The following is a 20,015-nucleotide window of genomic DNA, read 5'->3' on the forward strand; positions in this document are numbered from 1 at the left end:
TGAGCCTGCCGCGGAGAAGCCCCACATGAGCCTGCTGACCTCGCTCGCCCGGCTGCGGGCCCTGGACGAGGGCATCGCGCAGCCCGTCGCGACCGTCAGGCACTGCCACCTCTCGGCGCGGCCGATGGTGTTCATCCCGCTCAAGCTCTCGGGCGAGGCCGCCGCGCCGCTGGCGGCGATGCTCGGCACCGACCGCGACCGGCCGCGCCTGCTCGTGGTGACCCAGCCGCGCAACCGCGACCTGCGCTTCGCGTGGGCCGCCGACCTGGCCGGGGAGCTGCTGCCGTACGTCGAGAGCTTCCTCAACGACACCGAGACCGTGGAGCGCAGGAACGCCGACCCCTACGAGCGCGCGCTCGACGCGCCGCAGCTGCTCGTCCCGAACCCGGCCGGCGTGGCCTTCACCCGCCTGCTCGGGCGCTCGACGCGCTTCCGCAGCACCGAGGGGCCGTACCCGGTGCCCGAGGGGGTGCCGCTGCTCGGGCGGTGGCTGACCTATCTCGGGGAGCGGGCGGCCTACCCGGGCTCGTCGCTGATGCTGGCCGCCACCGAGGAGCTGGGCCGGCACTGGGCCAGCGGGCAGAGCTCGCTGGAGGACGCCAACCTGGCCGCGCTGCTCGCCTGGATCACCACGGGCCCGAGCGACGAGGCGGAGGACCCGCTGATCTGGCCGCCCGCCGGGCCGGCGACCGATCCGGGGTTCGACGCCGAGGTGCTCGCCCCGGCGATCGAGAGTGAGTCGGCCGAGCGCATCACCGAGGCGCTGCGTACCCAGCTGGAGCCCACCTGGCGGCTCATGTGGCAGGCGATCGACCTGCTCGCCGCCCTGCCGGAGGGCGCGAGCGTGGCGCAGCGGTGGGAGCAGGACCGCGGCTCGTTCAGCGGCATGGCGGTGCACATCGCCGAGGGCGCCCCGCCGCAGCCCCGCCGCGACGGCGCCGTCACCGCGGCGGCCAAGCTGGCCCGCATGGAACGCGCCCAGGCCGGCTACGACGTGCAACGCGCCTACGACGACCCCCTGGTGATGGCCGAATACCGCCTGACCGGCGAGGCGTTCGCGGGTGAGGTGGTCGAGACGGTCCCGGACAACACCGAGGGCGAGGGCCGCTCGCGCAAACTCCGCCCGCTGGTCGTGATCAAGACCGACGACCCCGTGTACCTCGCGCCCGGCACGTCGCTCGGCACCCCGCAGCGCCGCGGCCAGGGCGCCGAGCTGGTGGAGGCGGGCGAGGGCCTGGTGACGCTCAAGATCACCAAAGGCATGGGCCGGGGCAGGACGGCCGCCCCGGGAGCGGTGCCGGAGCTCGGCGAGCGGGTCTGCTACACCTCGCTGACCGACGACTTCCAGGGCTCGCCCGCGCTGCCCGAGGCCGAGGCGACGCCGTGGACGCACGGCGGGCCGCCACAGGAGCAACAGCAGGGATACGTGCCCGACGACGAGGACGCCCAGGAGGACTGGTCGTGACCGACAGCCCGGAGCAGGTCATCAGGAACGTCCTGGCCGACCTGCCGCGGCACCGCGGCGTGGTGGTCGACTCGCCGCCCGGAGCGGGCAAGTCCACCCTCGTCGTACGCGCCGCCGCCCACATCGCGGCCACCGGCGAGCCGCTGATGATCGTGGCCCAGACCAACGAGCAGGTCGACGACCTGGTGGCCCGGATCAGCGACAAGCACCCGCACCTGACCGTGGGCCGGCTGTCGGCGAGCGGGTACGTCCCGCCGCTGCGCATGCTGGAGCTGCCCGGCGTCCGGGTCGGCACCCGGATCCAGGACCTGGGCGACCCGGACATCGTCATCGCCACGGCCGACAAATGGGCGTGGATCGGCGACCGGGTGTGGCCGTGGGCGATCGTGGACGAGGCGTACCAGATGCGCTCGGACAAGCTGCTGCGGATCGCGGGGCTGTTCGAGCGGGCGCTGTTCGTGGGCGACCCCGGGCAGCTCGACCCGTTCTCGATCGTGGACGGCGACCGCTGGTCGGGGCTGTCGTGGGACCCGTTGCAGAGCGCCGTGTCGGTGCTGCTGCGGCACAACCCGGACCTGCCCGTGCACCGGCTGCCGGTGTCGTGGCGGCTGCCCGCGTCGGCGGCGCCGGTGGTGTCGCAGGCGTTCTACCCGTTCACCGGGTTCCGGTCGGGCACCGGTCACGGGGACCGGTGGATGGAGCTGTCGACCGGCGGCATGGGCACCGTGCACGACCGGGCGCTGGAGGAGGCGGCCCGGTCGGGGTGGGCGCTGCTGGAGCTGCCGAACCGGCACACCGTACGCACCGACGCAGAAGCCGTGCGGGCGGTGGCGCTCCTGGCCGAGCGGCTGCTGCAGCGCGGCGCGGTGGCCGGCTCCGAGCAGGGCGAGGGGCCGGTGACGGCGGACCGGATCGCGGTCGGGGCCGCGCACCGTGACCAGGTGGCCGCCATCCGGGCCGCCGGCCTGCCGCCGGAGATCACCGTGGACACCGCCAACCGGCTGCAGGGCCGCGAGTACGACGTCACGATCGTGCTGCACCCGCTGTCGGGCCGCAGGGACGCCACGGCCTTCCACCTGGAGTCGGGCCGGCTGTGCGTGCTGGCCTCACGGCACCGGCACGCGTGCGTGGTGGTGGCCAGGGCGGGCATCGCCGAGCTGCTGGACGCCCATCCATCGGCGGAGCCGGTGCAGCTGGGGGTCCCGGTGAAGTTCCCCGACGGGTGGGAGGCCAACCAGTCGGTGCTGGAGCACCTGTCCCGCCACCGGGTGTGAGCACGGTCAGAGGCGGCGGCGCCAGACGTCGATGGCCATGACCTGGCGCATCCCCGCCGACTCGTACAGCCCCAGGGCCGGCGTGGTGTTGTTGGAGTCGACGTGCAGGATCGTGCCCTTGCGCCCGCGGGCGGCGTCGGCGGCGAACGCGTGGCGCAGCAGGAACCGGCCCAGCCCCCGCCCCCTGAACTCGGGCAGCACGGCGAGCGTGGCCACGTAGCCGCAGCCCTCGTCCGGCAGGAACTGGTTGCTGCCGATCAGCACCCCGGCCGGCCGGCCGTCGAGCCGGGCCAGCGTGAGCTGGCTCCAGTCGGTCACGGTCATCGCCTGCCTGCGCTCGTACCACTGGTCGTAGGAGCTCGGGACGAAGCCGAAGTGCTCGGCGAAGCCCTCCTGGTGCACGCGGTGCGCCTCGCGCCGCACGTCCTCGGGCTCGCCCGTGTGCAGGGTGAGGCCGGGCGGCGCGGCGGGCGGCTCCACCGGGCCGTCGTGGTCGATGCGCATGCGGTGGAAGCTGGTGCCGGGCTCGAAGCCCAGCCCCTTCGTCCTCGCCTGCTTGGCCGTGTCGTCGCGGTAGACGCCGATGTGCAGCGTGACGGAGTCGTGGCCGTGCTCGGCGCCCAGCTCGGCCGCCCGGTCGAGCACGGCCCGCCACAGCTCGTCCGCCAGGCCGTCCACGCCGGGGCGGACGATCACCTCGACGTCCACCAGGTCGCTCTCGCCGTTGCGGCAGACCCAGGCGTAGCCGTCGAGCCGGCCGCCGGCGTCGTGCGCCAGCCAGCCGTCCCTGTCGCGATCGAAGCCCGGTTCGACCAGCTCGTCGACGACGTCGTCGAGCGTGGAGTCGGGGCCGCCGATCACCGAGGTGTCGTAGGCCGCGACGAGTTCGTGAATGGCGGCGGCGTCGTCCACCCGTGGCCGGCTGATGGTGTGCATGGGAGGGATTGTCCACAACGCGCCGGGAGCGCGCCTCCCATTTTCGGCACGGCGCCGCGCAGCGGGACGGCACCCGGTCGCCTCCGGCTTACTGGCCGACCGGCAAACGTAGAATGAGCCGGATACTTACTTGCCGGCCGTCAAGTCGAAATAGGTGCGAAGTGCGGGAAGACACGCGAACCCGGATCCAGGAGATCGCGCTGAGGCTCTTCACCGAGCAGGGCTACGAGGCGACCTCGCTGCGGGAGATCGCCGAGGAGCTCGGGGTGACGAAGGCCGCACTTTATTACCACTTCAAGACCAAGGACGACATCGTGGCGAGCCTGGTCGAGATGCGCCTGGCCGCCCTGGAGGAGCTGCTCGCCTGGGTCAGGAGCCGGCCCAGGACCCCGGAGATGCGCCGCGAGCTGGTCGAGCGTTACGCCGCGAGCATCCGCGCCACCCGGCATCTCGGGATCGCCCGGTTCCTGGAGCGCAACCAGACCGCGCTGCGCGACCACCCCACGATGATCAAGATCCGCGAGCGGATGATGGAGCTCACGGCCGAGATGAGCGAGCCGGACGCCACGCCCACGGAGCGGATCAGCCACTCGCTGGCGCTGTTCGCGCTGCACGCCGGCAAATGGCTGACGAAGGAGGACGATCTCTCCGAGGAGGAGATCCACAAGGCGACCTTGGAGGTCGCCATGCGCCTGCTCGAGCCGTAACGATTTCGGTCCCGCCCCTCCAGAAACGGACGATTGGGACACCGTATTGGGGGCAGGGGGCTGGCACGCATCCAACGGGAGGAGGCGCAGTGGAGGCTACGATAGCGCTCCGACTGCCCAGGGATGCGGCGAGCGTCCCGCTGATCAGGCAGATGCTGGACGGCACGCTGCGGTCGCTCGGCGTCGAGCCACAGATCCGCGACGACATCGAACTGATGCTCACCGAGGCGTGCTCCAACGTGATCAAGCACGCGGCCCCCAGCGACGACTACACGGTCAGCGCGTCCGTCCACGACCACCTCTGCATCATCAAGGTCGTGGACACGGGCAACGGGTTCGACCCGCGCAAACTGGTCATACCCGACCCCGGCTCAGAGCACGGGCGCGGGCTGCAGATCATGCGCGCGCTCGCCGACGACATCCGCTTCACCAACAGACAAGAGCACGGAGCGGTGGTCTGCCTGGAGAAACGCCTGCGGTACGCCCCGGGGGCGGCCGGGCGGCACCTCATGACCACCTGAGAGGCTCCCCTAGGTCCTGGTATGGCGCTCCACCGCACGCCGGTGGAGCCTGGACCGAGGGGGGCCTCCGCCCCGTTCCGCGGGCCTGCGCTCCCCCGGCCGGGCATCCCCGAGCAGGAAGCGGCGGCGCACCCGGGACACGCTCCCGTGCAGCTCCGCCCGCAGGCGTTCGGGCACCGCCGCCCCGCTGAGCTTCAGCTCCAGCCCGCTCCGGCGCCGGGTCAGCCGCCGCCACACCCTCCTCCACTGCGTCATCGAGGCGGCCATCGCCAGCAGCGTGACCATCGCGACGGCCGAGATGAGCAGCACGGCCAGGACGACGAGGAGGAGGACGACCACCAGGGAGCCGATCGTGCCGAGCACTGTCATCATTCGGCGGAAAGTGCCCGCCAACCAGTGCTTTATGCCAATAAATAGGGCTATATCGAGCTTACTCCGACCCGCCGTTGAGCTGATCGAGCCGTCCCGGCAGCAGGTCGAGCCGGCGCAGTATCACTCCTTCGCGCAGCGCCCACGGGCACACGTCGAGCCGGTCCACCTCGAACAGGTCCATGGCCGCGTCGGCGACCAGCGCCCCGGCCGCGAGCTGGGCCGCCCGGCCCTCGGACACGCCGGAGAGCTGGGCCCGCTCGGCCGAGTCCATCGTGGTGAGCTTGACGGCCCAGTCGGCCATGTCCTGGCGCGACAGCGAGCGCGAGACGTACGGGCCGTCGCTGGAGGGCGCCGCCCCGGCGATCCTGGCGAGCTGCTTGAACGTCTTGGACGTGGCGACCGCGCGGTTGGGCTCGCCGTACCGGACGACGTCGCCGACGGTGCGGGCGATCTCGGCGCGTACGTGCTTGCGCAGCTTGCGCACCTCGTCGGCGGACGGCGGGTCACCGGTGAACCAGTCGCGCGTCAGCCGCCCGGCGCCCAGCGGCAGCGACACGGCCACGTCGGGCTCCTCGTCCACCCCGGCGGCGATCTCCAGCGACCCGCCCCCGATGTCGAACGCCAGCAGCCGCCCCGACGACCAGCCGAACCACCGCCGCACCGCCAGGAACGTCAGCCTGGCCTCGTCGCGCCCGGACAGGACCGCGATGTGCACACCGCAGCGCTCGTCGATCTCCGCCAGCACCTGCTCGCCGTTGGCGGCCTCGCGCACGGCGGAGGTGGCGAAGGCCAGCAGGTCCTCCACCCCCTTGTCCTCGGCGAGGTGGACGGCCTCCTCGACGAAGTTGCCCAGCCGCTCGATGCCTTCCTTGCGCAACCGGTGGTCCTTGTCGAGGTACTCGGTCAGGCGCAGGTCGACCTTGTGAGAGTAGGCAGGCATGGGCCGGGCGCCGCGATGGGCGTCGACGACCAGTAAATGGACGGTGTTCGAGCCGATGTCCAGCACGCCGAGTCGCATGGGAAAACGCTACCGGTATGCGGCTTTTACGGCGAAACGGAGTCGGAAGTGGTCGAGCGAGGCGGGCACCGGATCCTCCAACGTGACGGACGGTCTGACTGAGCGCTCACGCAGGAAGGCGTCCAGCAACGCGACCGAGGTGAACAACACCAGCTCCTCCCCCGGGCAGCGCGCGAACCCGGCGCTGAAGGGCACCCCCGCCCACTCCTGGCCGCCGCCGAGCCACAGCTCGGGCCGGTAGGAGTCGCCGGGTTCGGCCCTGTTGACGTACGGGCTGTGGACGACCGCCGTCGTGCCCTCCGGGACGTCCCACGGTGTGGGGCCGGTGACGTCGCGCAGGATGGCGAGCGTGGTGGGCCAGAGCCGCACGGACTCCAGCACGGCCGCCCGCAGGCGGTCCCGATCGTGGGGTCCTGGGTGGCACGCCAGCAGGGCCAGGGCCCGGTAGGAGGCCATGGCGGCCGCGTCGTAGGCGAACAGCCAGTGCGGCACCTGCCCCTCGGCGTGCACGTCGGCCGCCGCGTGTGCGCCGGCGAGCACGGCGGCCAGGCTGCCGGGCTCGGCCCGCGCCAGGTGCCCGGCCAGGCGGCGCCGGAAGGCGTTGCTCACGTCGGTGCGCCGCCCGCGCAGCCAGGACCAGTTGGCGTCGCGGCGCAACCGGTCGAGCTGCCTGATGAGCGTCACGTCGTCGCGGGCGCCGTCGCCGAGCACGACGCGGCGGACGATCCGCCAGTGCGCGGCCTGGAAGCGCGGCCACGTCAGCACCCCTTGGCGGGGCAGCGTGGCGACCTCCTCCTCGACGACCCGGGTGAACGGGGCGAAGTCCGGGCACAGCACCCGCTCGTTCAGCTCGCGCCGCCGGTCGCGCAGCTCCCGCTCGGGGGTGATCAGCACGCCGTCGGGCTGGAAGTGGGCCAGCGCGCCGCGCTTCTCCCTGCTGGCGGGGGTTAACGCCCGGTCCTCCAGCACCGCCCGCACGTCGTGCGGGGCGAGCGGCAGCAGGGCCAGGCCGCGCCCCGGAATCGGGACCAGCAGCGGCCCGTCGCCGTGCTCGGCCCGCAGCCGGCGCAGGAGCCGGATCGCGCGCCCGTCGGCGTCGGCCAGCGCCGCCAGGCACACCATGGACGGGCGGCGCACCACGACGCCCTGCGCCAGGGCCGGCAGCGCCAGCACGGCGGCCAGGGCCAGCGCCTGGGCTGCGGTGACCGGGGCCGCCCGCGTGATCGTGGGCATGTTCCAGGGACTACCCTTCCTTGGTGTCATGACACGTTTGGGGGGATCTTTGAGCGCTTGCTGTGGCCCGAGCAGGGACGCCGCCGCGGGGCCGTACCAGGAGGGCGTCCAGATCACCGCGCGGCGGGCGGCGCCGCGCGGGATGGTGCGCGTTCCGGGCGGGACCTTCCTCATGGGCGGGGACGATCCCGACGGGCGTCCGGAGGACGGCGAGGGGCCGGTGCGGGAAGTCCGGCTCGACCCGTTCATGATCGATCCGGCGTGCGTGACGAACGCGCAGTTCGCCACGTTCGTCAAGGAGACCGGCTACGTCACCGAGGCCGAGCGGATCGGCTGGTCGTTCGTGTTCCACCAGTTCGCCACGGCCGGGGTGATGGACGCCACCGTGCCGGGCGCGTCCTGGTGGGTGGGAGTGGAGGGGGCCACCTGGCGCTCGCCTGAGGGCCCCGGCTCGGCGATCGGCGACCGGCAGAACCATCCCGTCGTGCACGTGTCCTGGAACGACGCCGCCACGTACGCCACGTGGGCCGGCAAGCGGCTGCCCACCGAGGCGGAGTGGGAGATGGCGGCCAGGGGCGGGCTGGAGCGCAAGCGTTACCCGTGGGGCGACGAGCTGGAGCCCAAGGGGCGGCAGCGGTGCAACATCTGGCAGGGCCACTTCCCGACCGCGCCCAGCAAGGGGACGATGCCGGTCAAGTCGTTCCAGCCGAACGGCTACGGGCTCTACAACGTCTCCGGCAACGTCTGGGAGTGGACGGCCGACTGGTGGGGCACCGGCTGGGAACCGTACGCCGACAACCCCACGGGCCCCGCCGAGGGCACGGCGAAGGTGATCCGGGGCGGCTCGTACATGTGTCACGACTCCTACTGCAACCGCTACCGCGTGGCGGCGCGCACCTCGAACACGCCCGACTCGGCGACCGGGCACACCGGCTTCCGCTGTGCGGCCATACTCTGATCGCATGTCACGAACCCTGCGACTGTTGATCACCGGCGGCGGCACCGGTGGTCACACCTATCCGGCCCTGACGACCCTTTCGGCCGTCCAGCGACGTCAGGTGCCGCACGACGTGCTCTGGGTGGGCACCGCCAACGGCCTGGAGGCGCGGATCACGGCCGAGCACGGCATCCCGTTCAAGGCGATCACCACGGGAAAGCTGCGCCGCCGCCCCAACCTCAAGGAGCTGGGCACGAACATCGCCGACGTGTTCCGCATCCCGATCGGGGTGTTCCAGGCGGTCGGTCACGCGGCCCGCTACCTGCCCGACGTGGTGCTGTCGACCGGGGGTTACGTGGCGGTGCCCATCGGGGTGGCGGCCAAGCTGATCCGCCGGCCGCTGGTGATGCACGAGCAGACGACCGTGGTGGGGCTGGCCAACCGCATCCTGTCGAGGCTGGCGACCCGGATCGCGCTGTCACACGAGTCGTCGCTGGAGTATCTGCCCGCCTCGGCGCGGTCGAAGGCCGTGGTGACGGGCAACCCGATCAGGCCCGAGCTGCTGCAGGGCAACCGGGCGGCGGCCTACGACCTGTTCGGGCTGACGTTCGAGGTGCCGCTGATCTACGTGACGGGCGGCGCGCAGGGCAGCAAGCAGATCAACACGCTGATCGCGGAGATCCTGCCGGGGCTGCTGCCGCACGCGCAGATCGTGCACCAGTGCGGGCCCGCGTGGATCGACCAGATGCGGGCCGTGGCGCTGCCGCCCGACCTGGCCGACCGCTACCACCCGGTGCCGTACGTGGGGGCGGAGCTGGCCGACCTGTTCGCGGCGGCCGACGTGGTGATCTCGCGCAGCGGGGCCGGGACGGTGTCGGAGCTGACCGCCATCGGCAAGCCCTCGGTGCTGATCCCGCTCATCCCGACCGGCGGTGACGAGCAGCGCAAGAACGCCGGCTACCTGGCCTCGGCCGGGGCGGCGCGGGCGCTGCTGGAGCCGCGTCCGACGGGCGAGATGCTGCTGGCGGAGCTGATGCCGCTGCTGGCCGATCCGGGGCTGCGGCAGGCGATGGGGCAGGCGGCGGGCAAGCTGGGCCGGGTGGACGCGGCCGACGCGGTGTGCGACCTGCTCCTGGAGACCGCCGGCTGGCAGGGCTCCCCCGGGGCCCACGGGTCTCAGGGATCCCAGGGCTCTTACGGGTCGAGGTAGCGGAAGGCCTCCTGGGCGGAGCTCACGCTCCGCCTCAGCGCCTGCTCCAGCCGGTCGGCGTCCTCGGCCAGGCGCTCCAGCTCCGGGATGGCGAACCCGTCGGCCCCGGTCTCGGCCACCAGCTCCTCGTACTGGTGCAGCCGGCCGCGCAGCTCCTCGATCTGGTGGTGGGCCAGGTACGCGCGCTCGGCCTCGGTGACGTTGGCCGCGTAACGTTCCAGCGCCTCGACCCGGGCCAGCACTGCGTCCTCGCTGCTGTCCAGCGCCCGGGCCAGGGGCTCGGCCACGGCCTCCACCTCGGGCGTGAGCCCCTGGGAGACGGTCTCCCTGTGCTTGGTGCGCAGGGCGGACAGCTTGGCCAGCAGCCGGGCGATCTCCCACTCCTGCGCGGGCAGCATCACGCCGTTGCGCACGTCGTCGAGCAGGCCCTCGGCGTTGACGCGGGAGGTGGTCACGGTGGCGATGGCGCGCTGGGCGCGGGCCAGGAGGCGGGCGGAGGACTCGTCGAGGTCCTCGGTGAGCACGTAGCGGCCCTCGTACCAGCGGAGTTGCTCGTAGACCTCCCGCTCGTACTCGTCCTCCTCGTCCTCGGGCAGGTCGTTGCGGACGAACAGGACGATCATCATGGGGATGCCGAGCAGCACGAGCAGCAGCAGGCCGAGCCCGCGGCCCAGGGCCCCGACGCCGAGTAACAGGCCGAAGAAGGCCACCGTGCCGAACGCCGCGATCATCCGGTAGTGCGTGCCGGAGATCGTCCGCCGCGACTGGGGGACCCAGCCCTGGCGCATCTTGATCAACACCCGCCGGCTTTCCCTGAGCAGTTGGGCGTCGTCCGGCGGCACCCCGGGGTCTACTACCACATCCGCCACGAATCCGGATCCTAAGCGAAGTCAGCCACTAAGGTGGCGAAAAGCCTCGTGCGCGGAGCTGACACTGTCGCGTAACGCCTGCTCCAGGCGGTCGGCATCGTCGGACAATCGGCTCAGCTCCGGGACCGCGGATCCGTCCGCGCCGGTCTCCGCGAGCAGTTCCTCGTAGCGGGGCAGCTTGGCGCTGAGCTGTTCGATCTGGTGCCGGGCGCGGTAGGCGCGCTCGGCGTCGGCCACGTGGCCGGCGTACCGTTCCAGCGCCTCGACGCGGGCCAGCACCGCCCGCTGGCTGCTGTCGAGGACGTGGGCGAGCGGCTCGGCCACGGCGGCCACCTCGGGCGTGACGCCCTCGGCGACCACCTCCTGGTGCTCGGCGCGCAGCTGTGACAGCTTGGCCAGCAGCCGGGCGATCTCCCACTCCTGCGCGGGCAGCATCACGCCGTTGCGTACGCCGTCGAGCAGCCCTTCGGCGTTCACCCTGGAGTCCATGACCTGCTCGATGGCGGCCTGGGCGCGGGTCATGAGCGCCCTGGCGGGCTCGTCGAGCCGCTCGCGCAGGACGTAGCGGCCCTCGTGGCGGCGGGCGGCCTCGTAGACCTCCCGCTCCAGGGCGTGCCGCCGCTCCACCTCGGCGTCGGGCCTGGGCCTGAGCAGGACGCTGACGATGAGCAGCGCCGCCCCCGTCATGATCACCACGAACGGCGGGTAGCGCTCGGCGACGAAGAGCCCCAGGCCGTACACGGCCGCCACCAGGGCCGTCGCGGTGGCCGCCAGCCGGCCCACGAGCCCCACCACGGGCAGGCGGCGCCGGTGCTCGGGAACCCAGCCCGTGTGGATGCGCAGGAGGAGCTTGCGATGGTCACGCAGTAAGGCCGCGACATCGTCGGGCACTGCCGGATCGACTATCACCTTCGCATGACGTCCGGGCACGTTTCTGATCCTATGTGCCGGTCTGTCCGAGAGTCAGCTTTCCAGGTACCGGAACGCCTCGTGGGCGGACTCGACGCTGCGGCGTAAGGTGCGTTCGAGGACGTCGGCGTCCTCGGCCAGCCGCTCGATCTCCGGCACGGCCAGCGAGTCGGCGCCCGACTCGGCGAGCAGCTCCTCATATCGGGGCAGCCTGGCGCGCAGTTCCTCGATCTGGCCGCGGGCGTGGTAGGCGCGCTCGGCCTCGGCCACGTGCCCGGCGTAACGTTCCAGCGCCTCCACGCGGGCCACCACGGCGGCCTCGCTGTTGACCAGGGCCCGTTCGAGCGGCTCGATCACCGCGGCCACCTCGGGGGCGATGCCCCTGGACAGCAGCTCGCGGTGCTCCAGGCGCAGCGCCGACAGCTTGGCCAGCAGGCGGGCGATCTCCCACTCCTGGGCGGGCAGCATGAGGGCGTTGCGGGCGTCGTCGAGCAGGCCCTCGGCGTTGACGTGGGAGCGCAGCACGGAGCCGATCGCCCGCTGGGCCCTGGTCAGGACGAGCCTGGCGTCCTGGTCGAAGTCCTCGGGGATCAGGAAGCGGCCGTCGTACCAGCGGGCCTGCTCGTAGACGCCGCGCTCGTGCGGCCGGTCGTTCTCGGCCACCTCGCTCATGGAGGCGATCTTGACCAGGACGATGAAGACGTACGTGCCGAGGAGCACGAACCCGGCGGGCGCGATCGACGAGGCCAGCAGCACCGCCATGAGCGCGATCACCACCGGGGTGGCGGCCAGCAGCAGCGCGCTGGAGGGGCCGCGGCGGCGCGGCGGGGCCACGCCCGCGGGGGGCACCCATCCGGCTCTGACCCTGGACAACAACGGGGCGTTGGCACGCAACAGTCCGGCAACCTCCGGCGGCACCGCCGGATCGACGACAACACCCACGTTCTGTCCTGGCACCCTGGCGCCCCCAACGCTCGTGATGTTCGGATATTACGTAGTAAACCGCCTGAGTGTCAGCCTCCGAAAGGTCAGGCTGGGGAACCACCAGTTACGCTCACCGAGCACTTCCATGACGGCAGGCACCAGGACCAGCCGCACCACAGTGGCGTCCACCAGCACCGCGGCAGCCAGACCGACCCCCATGGTGCTCAGCGCGCGATCGTCGAAAGCGCCGAACGCGGCGAACACGCAAAACATGATCGTAGCCGCGGCGGTAATGACCCTGGCGGTCTTGGCGAGCCCGGCGGCGACCGCGCGGGCGTTGTCGCGGTCCCGCAGATACTCCTCCCTGATCCGGGACAGCAGGAACACCTCGTAGTCCATGGACAGGCCGAACGTGATCGTGAACAGCATCATCGGCACCCACGCGTCGATCGGCCCCGCGGTGCCCCGGCCGAGCACGTCGAACTGGAAGACGGCCACGATCACGCCGTACGCGGCGCCGATGGACAGCAGGTTCACCGCGATCGCCTTCAACGGCAGCACCAGGCTCCGGAACACGGCCGTGAGCAGCACGAACGCCGCCAGCAGCACCGCGCCCACCACCCACGGGAGGCGGTCGGCCGAGTGGCGGGAGTAGTCGAGGGCGGCGGCGGTGGAGCCGGTGACGAGCACCGGCCCCGGCAGCTCCGCACGCAGCCGGTGGATGAGCTCCTCCGTGCGCTCGTCCTGCGGGCCGGTGGCGGGGATCACGATCGCGGCGCGCTCCCCGGCGGGGAAGGCCCGCGCCACGCCGGGCGTGCCGGCCGCCTGGCCGACCGCCCTGGCGAGGTCCGCGCCCGGCGCCGCGCCGCCGGCGGCCAGGACGAGCGGTCCCGCCATGCCCGGCCCGAAGCCCCCGGCGAGCAGGTCGTGGGCGCGGCGCGTGGTGTCGGTGACCGGCCGGTTGCCCGCGTCCGACCAGCCGGCGCGCAGGTGCGCGGCGGGCAGGGCGAGCACGCCGAGCGCCACCAGCGCCACCGCGCCGGTCAGCCACGGCCTGCGCTGCACGACCCGGCTCCACCGGTACGACAGCGGTACGCCCTCCTTCCGGCGCGGCAGCGCGAACCTGTCGATCCGCGGGCCGATCATCCGCAGCAACGCGGGGAGGAGGGTGAGGGCGGCGAGCATCACCATGAGCACGCCGCACCCGGCCGCCAGTGCCACCCCACCGCCCAGCGACGGGCCGAGGAACAACATGCCGGAACCGGTGGCGATCACGATGAGCCCGGCGAAGAGCACGGACCGCCCCGCCGTCCGCATCGCCTCCCGCACAGCCTCCTCCACCGCCGCCCCCGTACCACCCGCCGGAACCGCACCCCCGCCCGCACCCGCGCTCGCGCCACCGCCTACGCCCGTGCCACCGCCTGCGCTCGCGCCGTCGCCTGGGGCCGTGTCGCCGGTCGGGGCCGCGGAGGCGCTCGGGGCTCCCCCCACCGTCGGGCGGGCCACCGTCGGTGGGGCGGCCATCGGGCGGGCGGCCATCGCGGTGCGGAAGCGGGTGACGATCAGCAGGGCGTAGTCGATGCCGACGCCCAGGCCGAGCATGATCGTCAGGTAGACGGCGAAGCTGGGCGTGCCGACCACGTTGGACAGGACGGCGAGCAGCGCGACGCCGCAGGTCACCCCGACCACGCCGATCACCAGCGGGATCGCGGCGCCGATCAGGGAGCGGAACGCCACCAGCAGCACCACCGCGGCGGCCAGCAGCCCGGCGCCCTCCGTGACGCCTCCCGGGGTGAAGTCGGCGAAGTCGTCCCCGCTCAGCTCCACGGTCACACCGTCCGCCCGGAAGCCGTCGCGCAGCTCCCTGAGCTGCCGTGCGGCCGCCGGGTCCGGGTAGTCGATCGGGATGGAGGCGATGGTGCCGTCCTCGGAGACGCGCTGGGCGCCGGGGGTCACGTGGACGCCGGGGACGGCGTTCATGCGGGTGGCGAGGGCGGCGACGGAGTCGCGTACGGGGGCGGAGGCGACGCCGGACGGGGCGGAGACGACCAGCGCGCCCGGCGCCTCCGGAGCGGCGCCGTTCAGCAGGGCGGCGGCCCGAAGGCTCTCGGATCCCGGCAGAGAGAAGTCGTCGTCCGAGGGGCCCGGCCAGGTGGCCGCCGCCGCGATGAGCGCGGCCGACAGCGCCACCCACAGCACGACCACCAGCCGCCGGTGGCGGATGCAGAAACGAATCATGCGGCGACGTTAGGAAGGGCGGGCACCCGCGGTCGTCGTCCGGACGCGGGCAGGTGACTACGCCGATGGCGGTACTCCGCACACGGGGGTCGGGCCTGTCAGGTGGGGTTGCCGGGGCGGATCAGGCCGGTTTCGTAGGCGATGACGACGAGCTGGGCCCGGTCGTGCACCGACAGCTTGGTCATCATCCGGTTCACGTGCGTCTTGACCGTGAGCGGGCTCATGAAGAGCTCCTCGGCGATCCGGGCGTTCGTCAGGCCGCGGGCGACCCGGGCCAGGACCTCGCGCTCGCGCCCGGTCAGCGGGGCCAGCCGGTCGTCGTCGGGGGCGGCGGGCCGCGCCGTGAACTCCTCGATGAGCCGCCTGGTGACGCCGGGCGACAGCAGCGCGTCCCCCCGGGCGGCCACCCGGACGGCGTGCCGGATCTCGGCCGGCTCCGCGTCCTTGACCAGAAAGCCGCTGGCGCCGGCGCGCAGCGCCTCGTACACGTACTCGTCGAGGTCGAAGGTGGTGACCACGACGACGCGTACGCCGGTGGCGGCCAGGGTGCGGGTGGCCGCCAGGCCGTCGAGCTCCGGCATGCGGATGTCCATCAGGACGACGTCGGGCCGCAGCCGCCGCGTCAGGCGTACCGCCTCGGCGCCGTCGGCGGCCTCGCCGACCACGGTCAGGTCGTCCTCGGTGTCGAGCAGCGCCCGCAGGCCCGCCCGGACAAGGGGCTGGTCGTCGGCCAGCAGGACGCTGATCACGCCGGCAACCTGGCGGTGACGCGGAAGCCGCCGCCGGGGACGTTCGCGGTGGTCAGCCGGCCGCCCACGGCGGCGACGCGCTCGGCCATGCCGGTCAGCCCGTGCCCGCGCGGGGCCCGGGCGCCCTTCCCGTCGTCGTCCACCCGCACGGTCACCGCCCCGCTCTCGTACGTCAGCGTCACGGTCGCCGCGGTGGCGTCGGCGTGGCGCATGGTGTTGGTCAGTGCCTCCTGCACGACACGGTAGACGGTCAGGTCGGCGGCCGGTGGCAGCGGGCGGCGCTCGCCCTCGACGTCGAGCCGCACGGGCAGCCCGGCCGTCTCCAGCAGCCGGGGCAACTGCGCCGATCCCGGCTGCGGCGCGATACCCGACCCGGGGCGCAGCACGCCGAGCACGGCCCTCATCTCGGACAGGGCCTGCCTGCTGGAGGAGCGGATCACCTGGAGGGCGGCGGCGGCCTCGGACGGGCCGCCGGCGCGTTCGACGGCCTCGGCGGCGACGGCCGCGTGCAGGGCGATCACCGACACCGTGTGCGAGGTGACGTCGTGCAGCTCCCTGGCCACCCGCAGCCGCTCCTCCTGGGCCCGCCGCAGCGCCTCCTCCTCCCGGGTACGCTCGGCGTCGGCCGCCCGCCGCTCCACCTCGGCGGTGTAGGCCCGCCTGGTCCGCGACACCTCCGCCGGCTGCGCCGCCGCCAGCACGAGCAGCGCCCACAGGACCGCGGCCAGCACGACGTCGGTCTCGGGCCGCACGACCGCCACCGCCCCCGGCATCGCCACCAGGAACGCCGCCCCCGCCCAGCCGGCCACCCGGCGCCCCGCGGCGATGGCCGAGAACACGGCGATCAGCGCGGGCACCGGCCACAGCGCGAGCGCGTACCCCAGCGTGAACACGGCCGCGGCCGCCCCCGCGCACAGGGCCAGAGCCAGCTCCGGCCGCCGCTGCCACCAGGCCAGCCCGAGCGCCGCGACGGCCAGCAGCACGTGGCCGAGCAGGTCGAGCGGCCGGGCGCCGGGCTGGTTGCCGTACGCCATGACGGTGGAGGTGTAGACGGCCACCCCCATGCCGCATACCAGGGCAATCGTCCGCATACGTGCACGGTAGTGCGCCCCTTCCGCCCTCCGCGATACCGCCGACACGGTACCCGGGCTGCACCGGACGCGGTAGCACATGACGTACGTCATACGGCCCCGGCTGACGTACGGCACTACACCCGCCCCCACCCTCTCCAGCAGGGTGATCGCATGACTGGAAACGCGCTGGAACTCAGGGCCGTCACCAAGACCTACGGTCCGGTCACCGCGCTCGCCGGCGTCGACCTCGAGGTCGGCGAGGGAGAGACGGTGGCGGTGCTCGGCCCCAACGGGGCGGGCAAGAGCACGCTGCTGTCCGTCGCGCTCGGCCTGCTCGCCCCCGGCTCGGGCACCGCCAGGGTGCTCGGCCGCCCGCCGGTCGAGGCGTTGCGGGCGGGCCGGGTCGGGGTGCTGCTGCAGGAGTCGGGCCTGCTGGACGACGTACGGGTGGGGGAGCTGGTGACGGCGGTGGCCGGGATGTACCCGGACCCGCTGCCGCCGGAGCGGGCGATGCGGGCGGCGCGCGTCGAGGAGCTGGCCGGGCAGCGGATCGGGCGGCTGTCGGGCGGGCAGCGGCAGCGGGTCAGGTTCGCGCTGTGCGTGGTCGGGGACCCGGAGCTGCTGGTGCTGGACGAGCCGACCGTCGGGCTGGACGTGGAGGGCCGCCGCGCCCTGTGGCAGGAGCTCCGCGCCAGGACCGCGCAGGGGCGCACCGCCGTCTTCGCCACCCACTACCTCACCGAGGCCGACGACTACGCCGACCGGGTCGTCCTGCTCGCGGAGGGCAAGGTCGTCGCCGACGGCTCCGTGGCCACCGTCAAGGCGCTGGTCGGCGGCGTCGAGGTGCGCTGCGTGCTCGACGGCGCGGACCCCGCCGAGCTGGAGCTGCTGCCCGGGGTGCGGCAGGTGAGCGTGGAGGGGCGCGCGGTCTCGCTGCGCACGAGCGACTCCGACGCGACGCTGCGGGCCCTGTTCGCGATGTACGACGACGTCAGGGACGTGCGCCTGGAGAGCACGGACCTGGAGAGCGCGTTCGTGACCCTGACGGGAGGGCGGGGCTGATGAGGTCGTACCTGAGGCTGGAGCTGGTGCGCGGTTTCCGCAACCCGGTGGGGCTGGTCATGCTGACGGTGTTCCCCCTGGGGCTGTACCTGCTGTGGACCAAGGTGCTCGACGTCGTGCCGCAGGGGCAGGTGGGCGACTTCGCCGCGTACACGATGGTGTCGATGGCCACGTACGGCGCCATGGGCGGCGCGCTGTTCGTCGGGGGCGCCATCGCGCTGGAGCGGAGCAAGGGCTGGCTGGGGCAGCTCGCGGTGACGCCGCTGCCCGCGCACGGCTACGTGACGGCCAAGCTGCTGGGCGGCGCGACGGGGGTGCTGCCGAGCATCCTGGTGATGCTCGCCGCCGGGGCGCTGCTGTCCGGCGTGCGGCTCCCGTTCGGCACCTGGCCGGCCCTGGTGGTGCTGATCTGGGTGGGCGTGCTGCCGTTCGCGGCGCTGGGCATCGCCTTCGGCTACACGATGAAGGGGCAGAGCGCGAACCTGGCCATGATGGCCGTCTATTTCGGTCTGTCGGTGCTGGGCGGGCTGTGGCTGCCGGTGCAGGCCATGCCGGAGGGGATGCGGACGCTGGCCGAGTACAGCCCGGCCTACCAGGCGGGGTCGTTGGGGTGGCGGGCGCTGGAGGGCCGGCCGCCCACGTTGACCTCGCTCGCCGTGCTGGCCGCGTGGACGCTGCTGTTCTGCGCGCTGGCCGTGTGGCGTTACCGTCGGGCAGTGTGACGGTCGTTGCGATGACACGGGTGCGGGATCCGGACTTCAGCCGGGGCCGGACGGCGGCGCGGGCCGGGTCCTGCGCCTGGCTGCTGCTGACCGGCTGGCCGCTGTGGTCGTTCCTGGCCACCGGTCCGGAGCCGCTCCTCGCGGTGGCGGCGCTGGGCGCGCTGGCGGTGTTCGCGGCCTGCTGGGTGGCGATCATGTGGCGGATGCTGAGCGGCCGGGCCATGGTGCCGCGGCGGTGGGCGCTGGCCGGGCTGGTCGGGGCGGGGCTGGCCCTGCTGCCGGTGTTCGGGGAGCCGTGGGCGTACACGTCGTTCGTGTTCGCGATCAGCGCGTTCGCCGCGACGCTGCGCACCCCGGCCTTCGCGGCGGCGTCGGCCGCGACCGCGATCGGGGAGAGCCTGGCCCTGCTGGCCGCCGGCGTGCCGCTCGCCCGGGTCTGGTGGCTGCCCCTCGTCGTCGCGGCGCAGGCCGGGGCGGTGTACAGCATGAAGCACATGGGGCTGCTGGTGGCCCGGCTGAACACCGCCCGGGCCGAGGTCGCGCGGCTCGCCGTGGAGAACGAGCGGCTGCGCTTCGCCAGGGACCTGCACGACACCCTCGGGCACACGCTGACCTCGATCACGATCAGGAGCCAGCTCGCCGCCCGCCTCGCCACCGCCGACCCCGCCCGGGCGGGGCGCGAGATGACCGAGGTGGAGCAGGCCGCGCGGCGGGCCCTGGACGAGGTGCGGCACGCGATCGCGGGCTACCGGGCGCCGTCGCTGTCGGAGGAGCTGGAGAGCGCCACCCGGAATCTGGGGGTGGCCGGGATCGAGGTGACCGTCTCCCCCGCCGACGGGCCCATCCCCGCCGCCGCCGAGACCCTCCTGGCCTGGGCCGTACGGGAGGCCGCCACGAACGTCCTGCGCCACAGCCGGGCCCGGCGCTGCTGGATCGACCTGCGCGTGAACGGGACGGCGGCCGCCCTGGAGGTCCGCGACGACGGCCGTCCCACCCCGCTGCCCCGAACCGGGCCGGAAGGGGCCGGGAACGGGCTGGCCGGCCTGGCCGAGCGCGTCGGCGCCGCCGGCGGGCGCCTGGAGGTGGGGGCGCGCCCCGAAGGCGGCTATCGTCTCCACGTGCGGGTCCCGCTGGAGACGAGCACGCTGGACCCTGCCGGGGCGGCCTCATGATCCGGGTGCTGATCGCCGACGACCAGGACCTCGTCAGGGGCGGCCTGGCCGCGCTGCTCGGCCTGGAGGACGACATCGAGGTCGTGGCCGAGGTCGGCCGCGGCGACGAGGTGATGGCGGCGACCCGGGAGCACGCCCCCGACGTGATCCTCCTCGACATCGAGATGCCCGGCCTGTCCGGCCTGGAGGTCGCCGAGCGCCTGCCCGGCCACCGGGTGATCATCGTGACCACGTTCGGCCGCCCCGGCTACCTCAGCCGGGCGCTGGACGCGGGCGTGGCCGGTTACGTGGTGAAGGACGCCCCCGCCGCCGAGCTGGCCGCCGCCGTACGCAGGGTGATGGCCGGGGAGCGCGTCATCGACCCCAAGCTGGCCGTGGCCGCCATGACCACCGGCCCGAGCCCTCTCACCCAGCGGGAGGCCGAGGTGCTGCGCGTCGCCGCCGGCGAGGCCACCGTGGCCGACATCGCCCGGCGGCTGTTCCTGACCGAGGGCACCGTACGCAACTACCTGTCGTCGGCCATCGGCAAGACGGGAGCCCGCAACCGCGCCGAGGCCGTACGCGTGGCGGAGTCGCGCGGCTGGTTGTGACCCCCCGGGGGCGCGCTAGCCTGGGGCGCTGTGG

20 protein-coding genes are annotated in these 20,015 nt (G+C 73.4%); 10 read left to right on the top strand and 10 right to left on the bottom strand.

Annotation, left to right across the window (positions count from 1 at the left end; translation table 11 throughout):
• The first annotated feature begins 25 nt into the window (after positions 1 to 25).
• Together AB0J69_RS49185 and AB0J69_RS49190 are read left to right on the top strand one after the other, a co-directional pair.
• Positions 26 to 1,465 carry a hypothetical protein gene (locus AB0J69_RS49185; protein WP_364132867.1) on the top strand — a complete coding sequence of 480 codons (1,440 nt, stop codon included), beginning with the start codon at positions 26 to 28 and terminating at the stop codon, positions 1,463 to 1,465.
• A complete protein-coding gene (locus AB0J69_RS49190) occupies positions 1,462 to 2,739 on the top strand; it encodes an AAA family ATPase (RefSeq protein ID WP_364132870.1) in 1,278 nt (425 codons plus the stop codon). The genes AB0J69_RS49185 and AB0J69_RS49190 overlap by 4 nt, the downstream gene beginning before the upstream one ends.
• Positions 2,740 to 2,745: 6 nt before the next feature.
• Here AB0J69_RS49190 and AB0J69_RS49195 read toward each other — a convergent pair whose 3' ends face one another.
• A complete protein-coding gene (locus AB0J69_RS49195) occupies positions 2,746 to 3,675 on the bottom strand; it encodes a GNAT family N-acetyltransferase (RefSeq protein ID WP_364132873.1) in 930 nt (309 codons plus the stop codon).
• Positions 3,676 to 3,836: 161 nt separating this feature from the next.
• Here AB0J69_RS49195 and AB0J69_RS49200 point away from each other — a divergent pair, with 161 nt between their 5' ends.
• On the top strand, positions 3,837 to 4,382 hold the full coding sequence (locus tag AB0J69_RS49200; RefSeq protein ID WP_364132875.1) for a helix-turn-helix domain-containing protein: 546 nt from the start codon (positions 3,837 to 3,839) through the stop codon (positions 4,380 to 4,382).
• Positions 4,383 to 4,471: 89 nt separating this feature from the next.
• Positions 4,472 to 4,903 (top strand): ATP-binding protein, encoded by a 432-nt coding sequence (locus AB0J69_RS49205; RefSeq protein WP_364132878.1) that lies wholly within the window; start codon positions 4,472 to 4,474, stop codon positions 4,901 to 4,903.
• Positions 4,904 to 4,912: 9 nt separating this feature from the next.
• Here AB0J69_RS49205 and AB0J69_RS49210 read toward each other — a convergent pair whose 3' ends face one another.
• Genes AB0J69_RS49210 through AB0J69_RS49220 form a run of 3 tightly spaced genes read right to left on the bottom strand, consistent with a single transcriptional unit; the run spans position 4,913 to position 7,526 of the window.
• Positions 4,913 to 5,275 (bottom strand): hypothetical protein, encoded by a 363-nt coding sequence (locus AB0J69_RS49210; protein ID WP_364132881.1) that lies wholly within the window; start codon positions 5,273 to 5,275, stop codon positions 4,913 to 4,915.
• 58 nt (positions 5,276 to 5,333) lie between these two features.
• On the bottom strand, positions 5,334 to 6,293 hold the full coding sequence (locus tag AB0J69_RS49215) for a Ppx/GppA phosphatase family protein (protein WP_364132884.1): 960 nt from the start codon (positions 6,291 to 6,293) through the stop codon (positions 5,334 to 5,336).
• Positions 6,294 to 6,302: 9 nt separating this feature from the next.
• Positions 6,303 to 7,526, bottom strand: coding sequence for a cytochrome P450 (locus AB0J69_RS49220; RefSeq protein WP_364132887.1), 1,224 nt, complete (start codon positions 7,524 to 7,526; stop codon positions 6,303 to 6,305).
• Between the two features lie 49 nt (positions 7,527 to 7,575).
• Between AB0J69_RS49220 and AB0J69_RS49225 the strand changes: the two genes are divergently transcribed.
• Both AB0J69_RS49225 and AB0J69_RS49230 read left to right on the top strand, forming a co-directional pair.
• Positions 7,576 to 8,484, top strand: a complete 909-nt coding sequence (locus AB0J69_RS49225) for a formylglycine-generating enzyme family protein (RefSeq protein ID WP_364132890.1) — start codon at positions 7,576 to 7,578, stop codon at positions 8,482 to 8,484.
• Between the two features lie 4 nt (positions 8,485 to 8,488).
• The gene (locus AB0J69_RS49230) at positions 8,489 to 9,673 is read left to right on the top strand and encodes a UDP-N-acetylglucosamine--N-acetylmuramyl-(pentapeptide) pyrophosphoryl-undecaprenol N-acetylglucosamine transferase (protein WP_364132893.1); all 1,185 of its coding nucleotides are present in this window, start codon (positions 8,489 to 8,491) and stop codon (positions 9,671 to 9,673) included.
• Here AB0J69_RS49230 and AB0J69_RS49235 read toward each other — a convergent pair.
• The 6 genes from AB0J69_RS49235 to AB0J69_RS49260 all read right to left on the bottom strand — a co-directional run bounded on the left by AB0J69_RS49235 (position 9,658) and on the right by AB0J69_RS49260 (position 16,453).
• Complete coding sequence (locus AB0J69_RS49235) at positions 9,658 to 10,542, bottom strand: hypothetical protein (protein ID WP_364132896.1); 885 nt, start codon at positions 10,540 to 10,542, stop codon at positions 9,658 to 9,660. The two genes, AB0J69_RS49230 and AB0J69_RS49235, sit on opposite strands and share 16 nt — an antisense overlap.
• Positions 10,543 to 10,563: 21 nt before the next feature.
• Entirely contained in the window at positions 10,564 to 11,472 is a 909-nt protein-coding gene (locus tag AB0J69_RS49240; RefSeq protein ID WP_364132899.1) for a hypothetical protein, read from the bottom strand.
• A 33-nt stretch (positions 11,473 to 11,505) separates the two neighbouring features.
• Positions 11,506 to 12,393 (bottom strand): hypothetical protein, encoded by an 888-nt coding sequence (locus AB0J69_RS49245; RefSeq protein WP_364132902.1) that lies wholly within the window; start codon positions 12,391 to 12,393, stop codon positions 11,506 to 11,508.
• A gap of 48 nt (positions 12,394 to 12,441) precedes the next feature.
• Complete coding sequence (locus tag AB0J69_RS49250) at positions 12,442 to 14,613, bottom strand: MMPL family transporter (protein ID WP_364132905.1); 2,172 nt, start codon at positions 14,611 to 14,613, stop codon at positions 12,442 to 12,444.
• Between the two features lie 98 nt (positions 14,614 to 14,711).
• Complete coding sequence (locus AB0J69_RS49255) at positions 14,712 to 15,362, bottom strand: response regulator transcription factor (RefSeq protein WP_364132908.1); 651 nt, start codon at positions 15,360 to 15,362, stop codon at positions 14,712 to 14,714.
• A complete protein-coding gene (locus tag AB0J69_RS49260; protein WP_364132911.1) occupies positions 15,359 to 16,453 on the bottom strand; it encodes a sensor histidine kinase in 1,095 nt (364 codons plus the stop codon). The genes AB0J69_RS49255 and AB0J69_RS49260 overlap by 4 nt, the downstream gene beginning before the upstream one ends.
• A gap of 153 nt (positions 16,454 to 16,606) precedes the next feature.
• Between AB0J69_RS49260 and AB0J69_RS49265 the strand changes: the two genes are divergently transcribed.
• The 4 genes from AB0J69_RS49265 to AB0J69_RS49280 are packed head-to-tail and all read left to right on the top strand — an operon-like array spanning position 16,607 to position 19,981.
• A complete protein-coding gene (locus tag AB0J69_RS49265) occupies positions 16,607 to 17,497 on the top strand; it encodes an ABC transporter ATP-binding protein (protein WP_364132914.1) in 891 nt (296 codons plus the stop codon).
• Positions 17,497 to 18,219: an ABC transporter permease gene (locus AB0J69_RS49270; protein ID WP_364132917.1), complete on the top strand. Its 723-nt coding sequence runs from the start codon at positions 17,497 to 17,499 to the stop codon at positions 18,217 to 18,219. The genes AB0J69_RS49265 and AB0J69_RS49270 overlap by 1 nt, the downstream gene beginning before the upstream one ends.
• Before the next feature lie 11 nt (positions 18,220 to 18,230).
• Positions 18,231 to 19,391, top strand: a complete 1,161-nt coding sequence (locus AB0J69_RS49275; protein WP_364132920.1) for a sensor histidine kinase — start codon at positions 18,231 to 18,233, stop codon at positions 19,389 to 19,391.
• The gene (locus AB0J69_RS49280; protein WP_364132923.1) at positions 19,388 to 19,981 is read left to right on the top strand and encodes a response regulator transcription factor; all 594 of its coding nucleotides are present in this window, start codon (positions 19,388 to 19,390) and stop codon (positions 19,979 to 19,981) included. Before AB0J69_RS49275 ends, AB0J69_RS49280 begins: the two co-directional genes overlap by 4 nt.
• Positions 19,982 to 20,015: the final 34 nt, after the last annotated feature.

The sequence above is a fragment of the Nonomuraea sp. NPDC049709 genome (genome assembly GCF_040674815.1).
Classification (GTDB): Bacteria; Actinomycetota; Actinomycetes; order Streptosporangiales; family Streptosporangiaceae; genus Nonomuraea.

Coding starts and splice junctions, on each gene's coding strand:
- AB0J69_RS49185 (WP_364132867.1), top strand. CDS start 26: ATGAGCCTGCTGACCTCGCTCGCCCGGCTGCGGGCCCTGGACGAGGGC.
- AB0J69_RS49195 (WP_364132873.1), bottom strand. CDS start 3,675: ATGCACACCATCAGCCGGCCACGGGTGGACGACGCCGCCGCCATTCAC.
- AB0J69_RS49210 (WP_364132881.1), bottom strand. CDS start 5,275: ATGATGACAGTGCTCGGCACGATCGGCTCCCTGGTGGTCGTCCTCCTC.
- AB0J69_RS49215 (WP_364132884.1), bottom strand. CDS start 6,293: ATGCGACTCGGCGTGCTGGACATCGGCTCGAACACCGTCCATTTACTG.
- AB0J69_RS49220 (WP_364132887.1), bottom strand. CDS start 7,526: ATGCCCACGATCACGCGGGCGGCCCCGGTCACCGCAGCCCAGGCGCTG.
- AB0J69_RS49230 (WP_364132893.1), top strand. CDS start 8,489: ATGTCACGAACCCTGCGACTGTTGATCACCGGCGGCGGCACCGGTGGT.
- AB0J69_RS49250 (WP_364132905.1), bottom strand. CDS start 14,613: ATGATTCGTTTCTGCATCCGCCACCGGCGGCTGGTGGTCGTGCTGTGG.
- AB0J69_RS49260 (WP_364132911.1), bottom strand. CDS start 16,453: ATGCGGACGATTGCCCTGGTATGCGGCATGGGGGTGGCCGTCTACACC.
- AB0J69_RS49265 (WP_364132914.1), top strand. CDS start 16,607: ATGACTGGAAACGCGCTGGAACTCAGGGCCGTCACCAAGACCTACGGT.
- AB0J69_RS49270 (WP_364132917.1), top strand. CDS start 17,497: ATGAGGTCGTACCTGAGGCTGGAGCTGGTGCGCGGTTTCCGCAACCCG.
- AB0J69_RS49275 (WP_364132920.1), top strand. CDS start 18,231: ATGACACGGGTGCGGGATCCGGACTTCAGCCGGGGCCGGACGGCGGCG.
- AB0J69_RS49280 (WP_364132923.1), top strand. CDS start 19,388: ATGATCCGGGTGCTGATCGCCGACGACCAGGACCTCGTCAGGGGCGGC.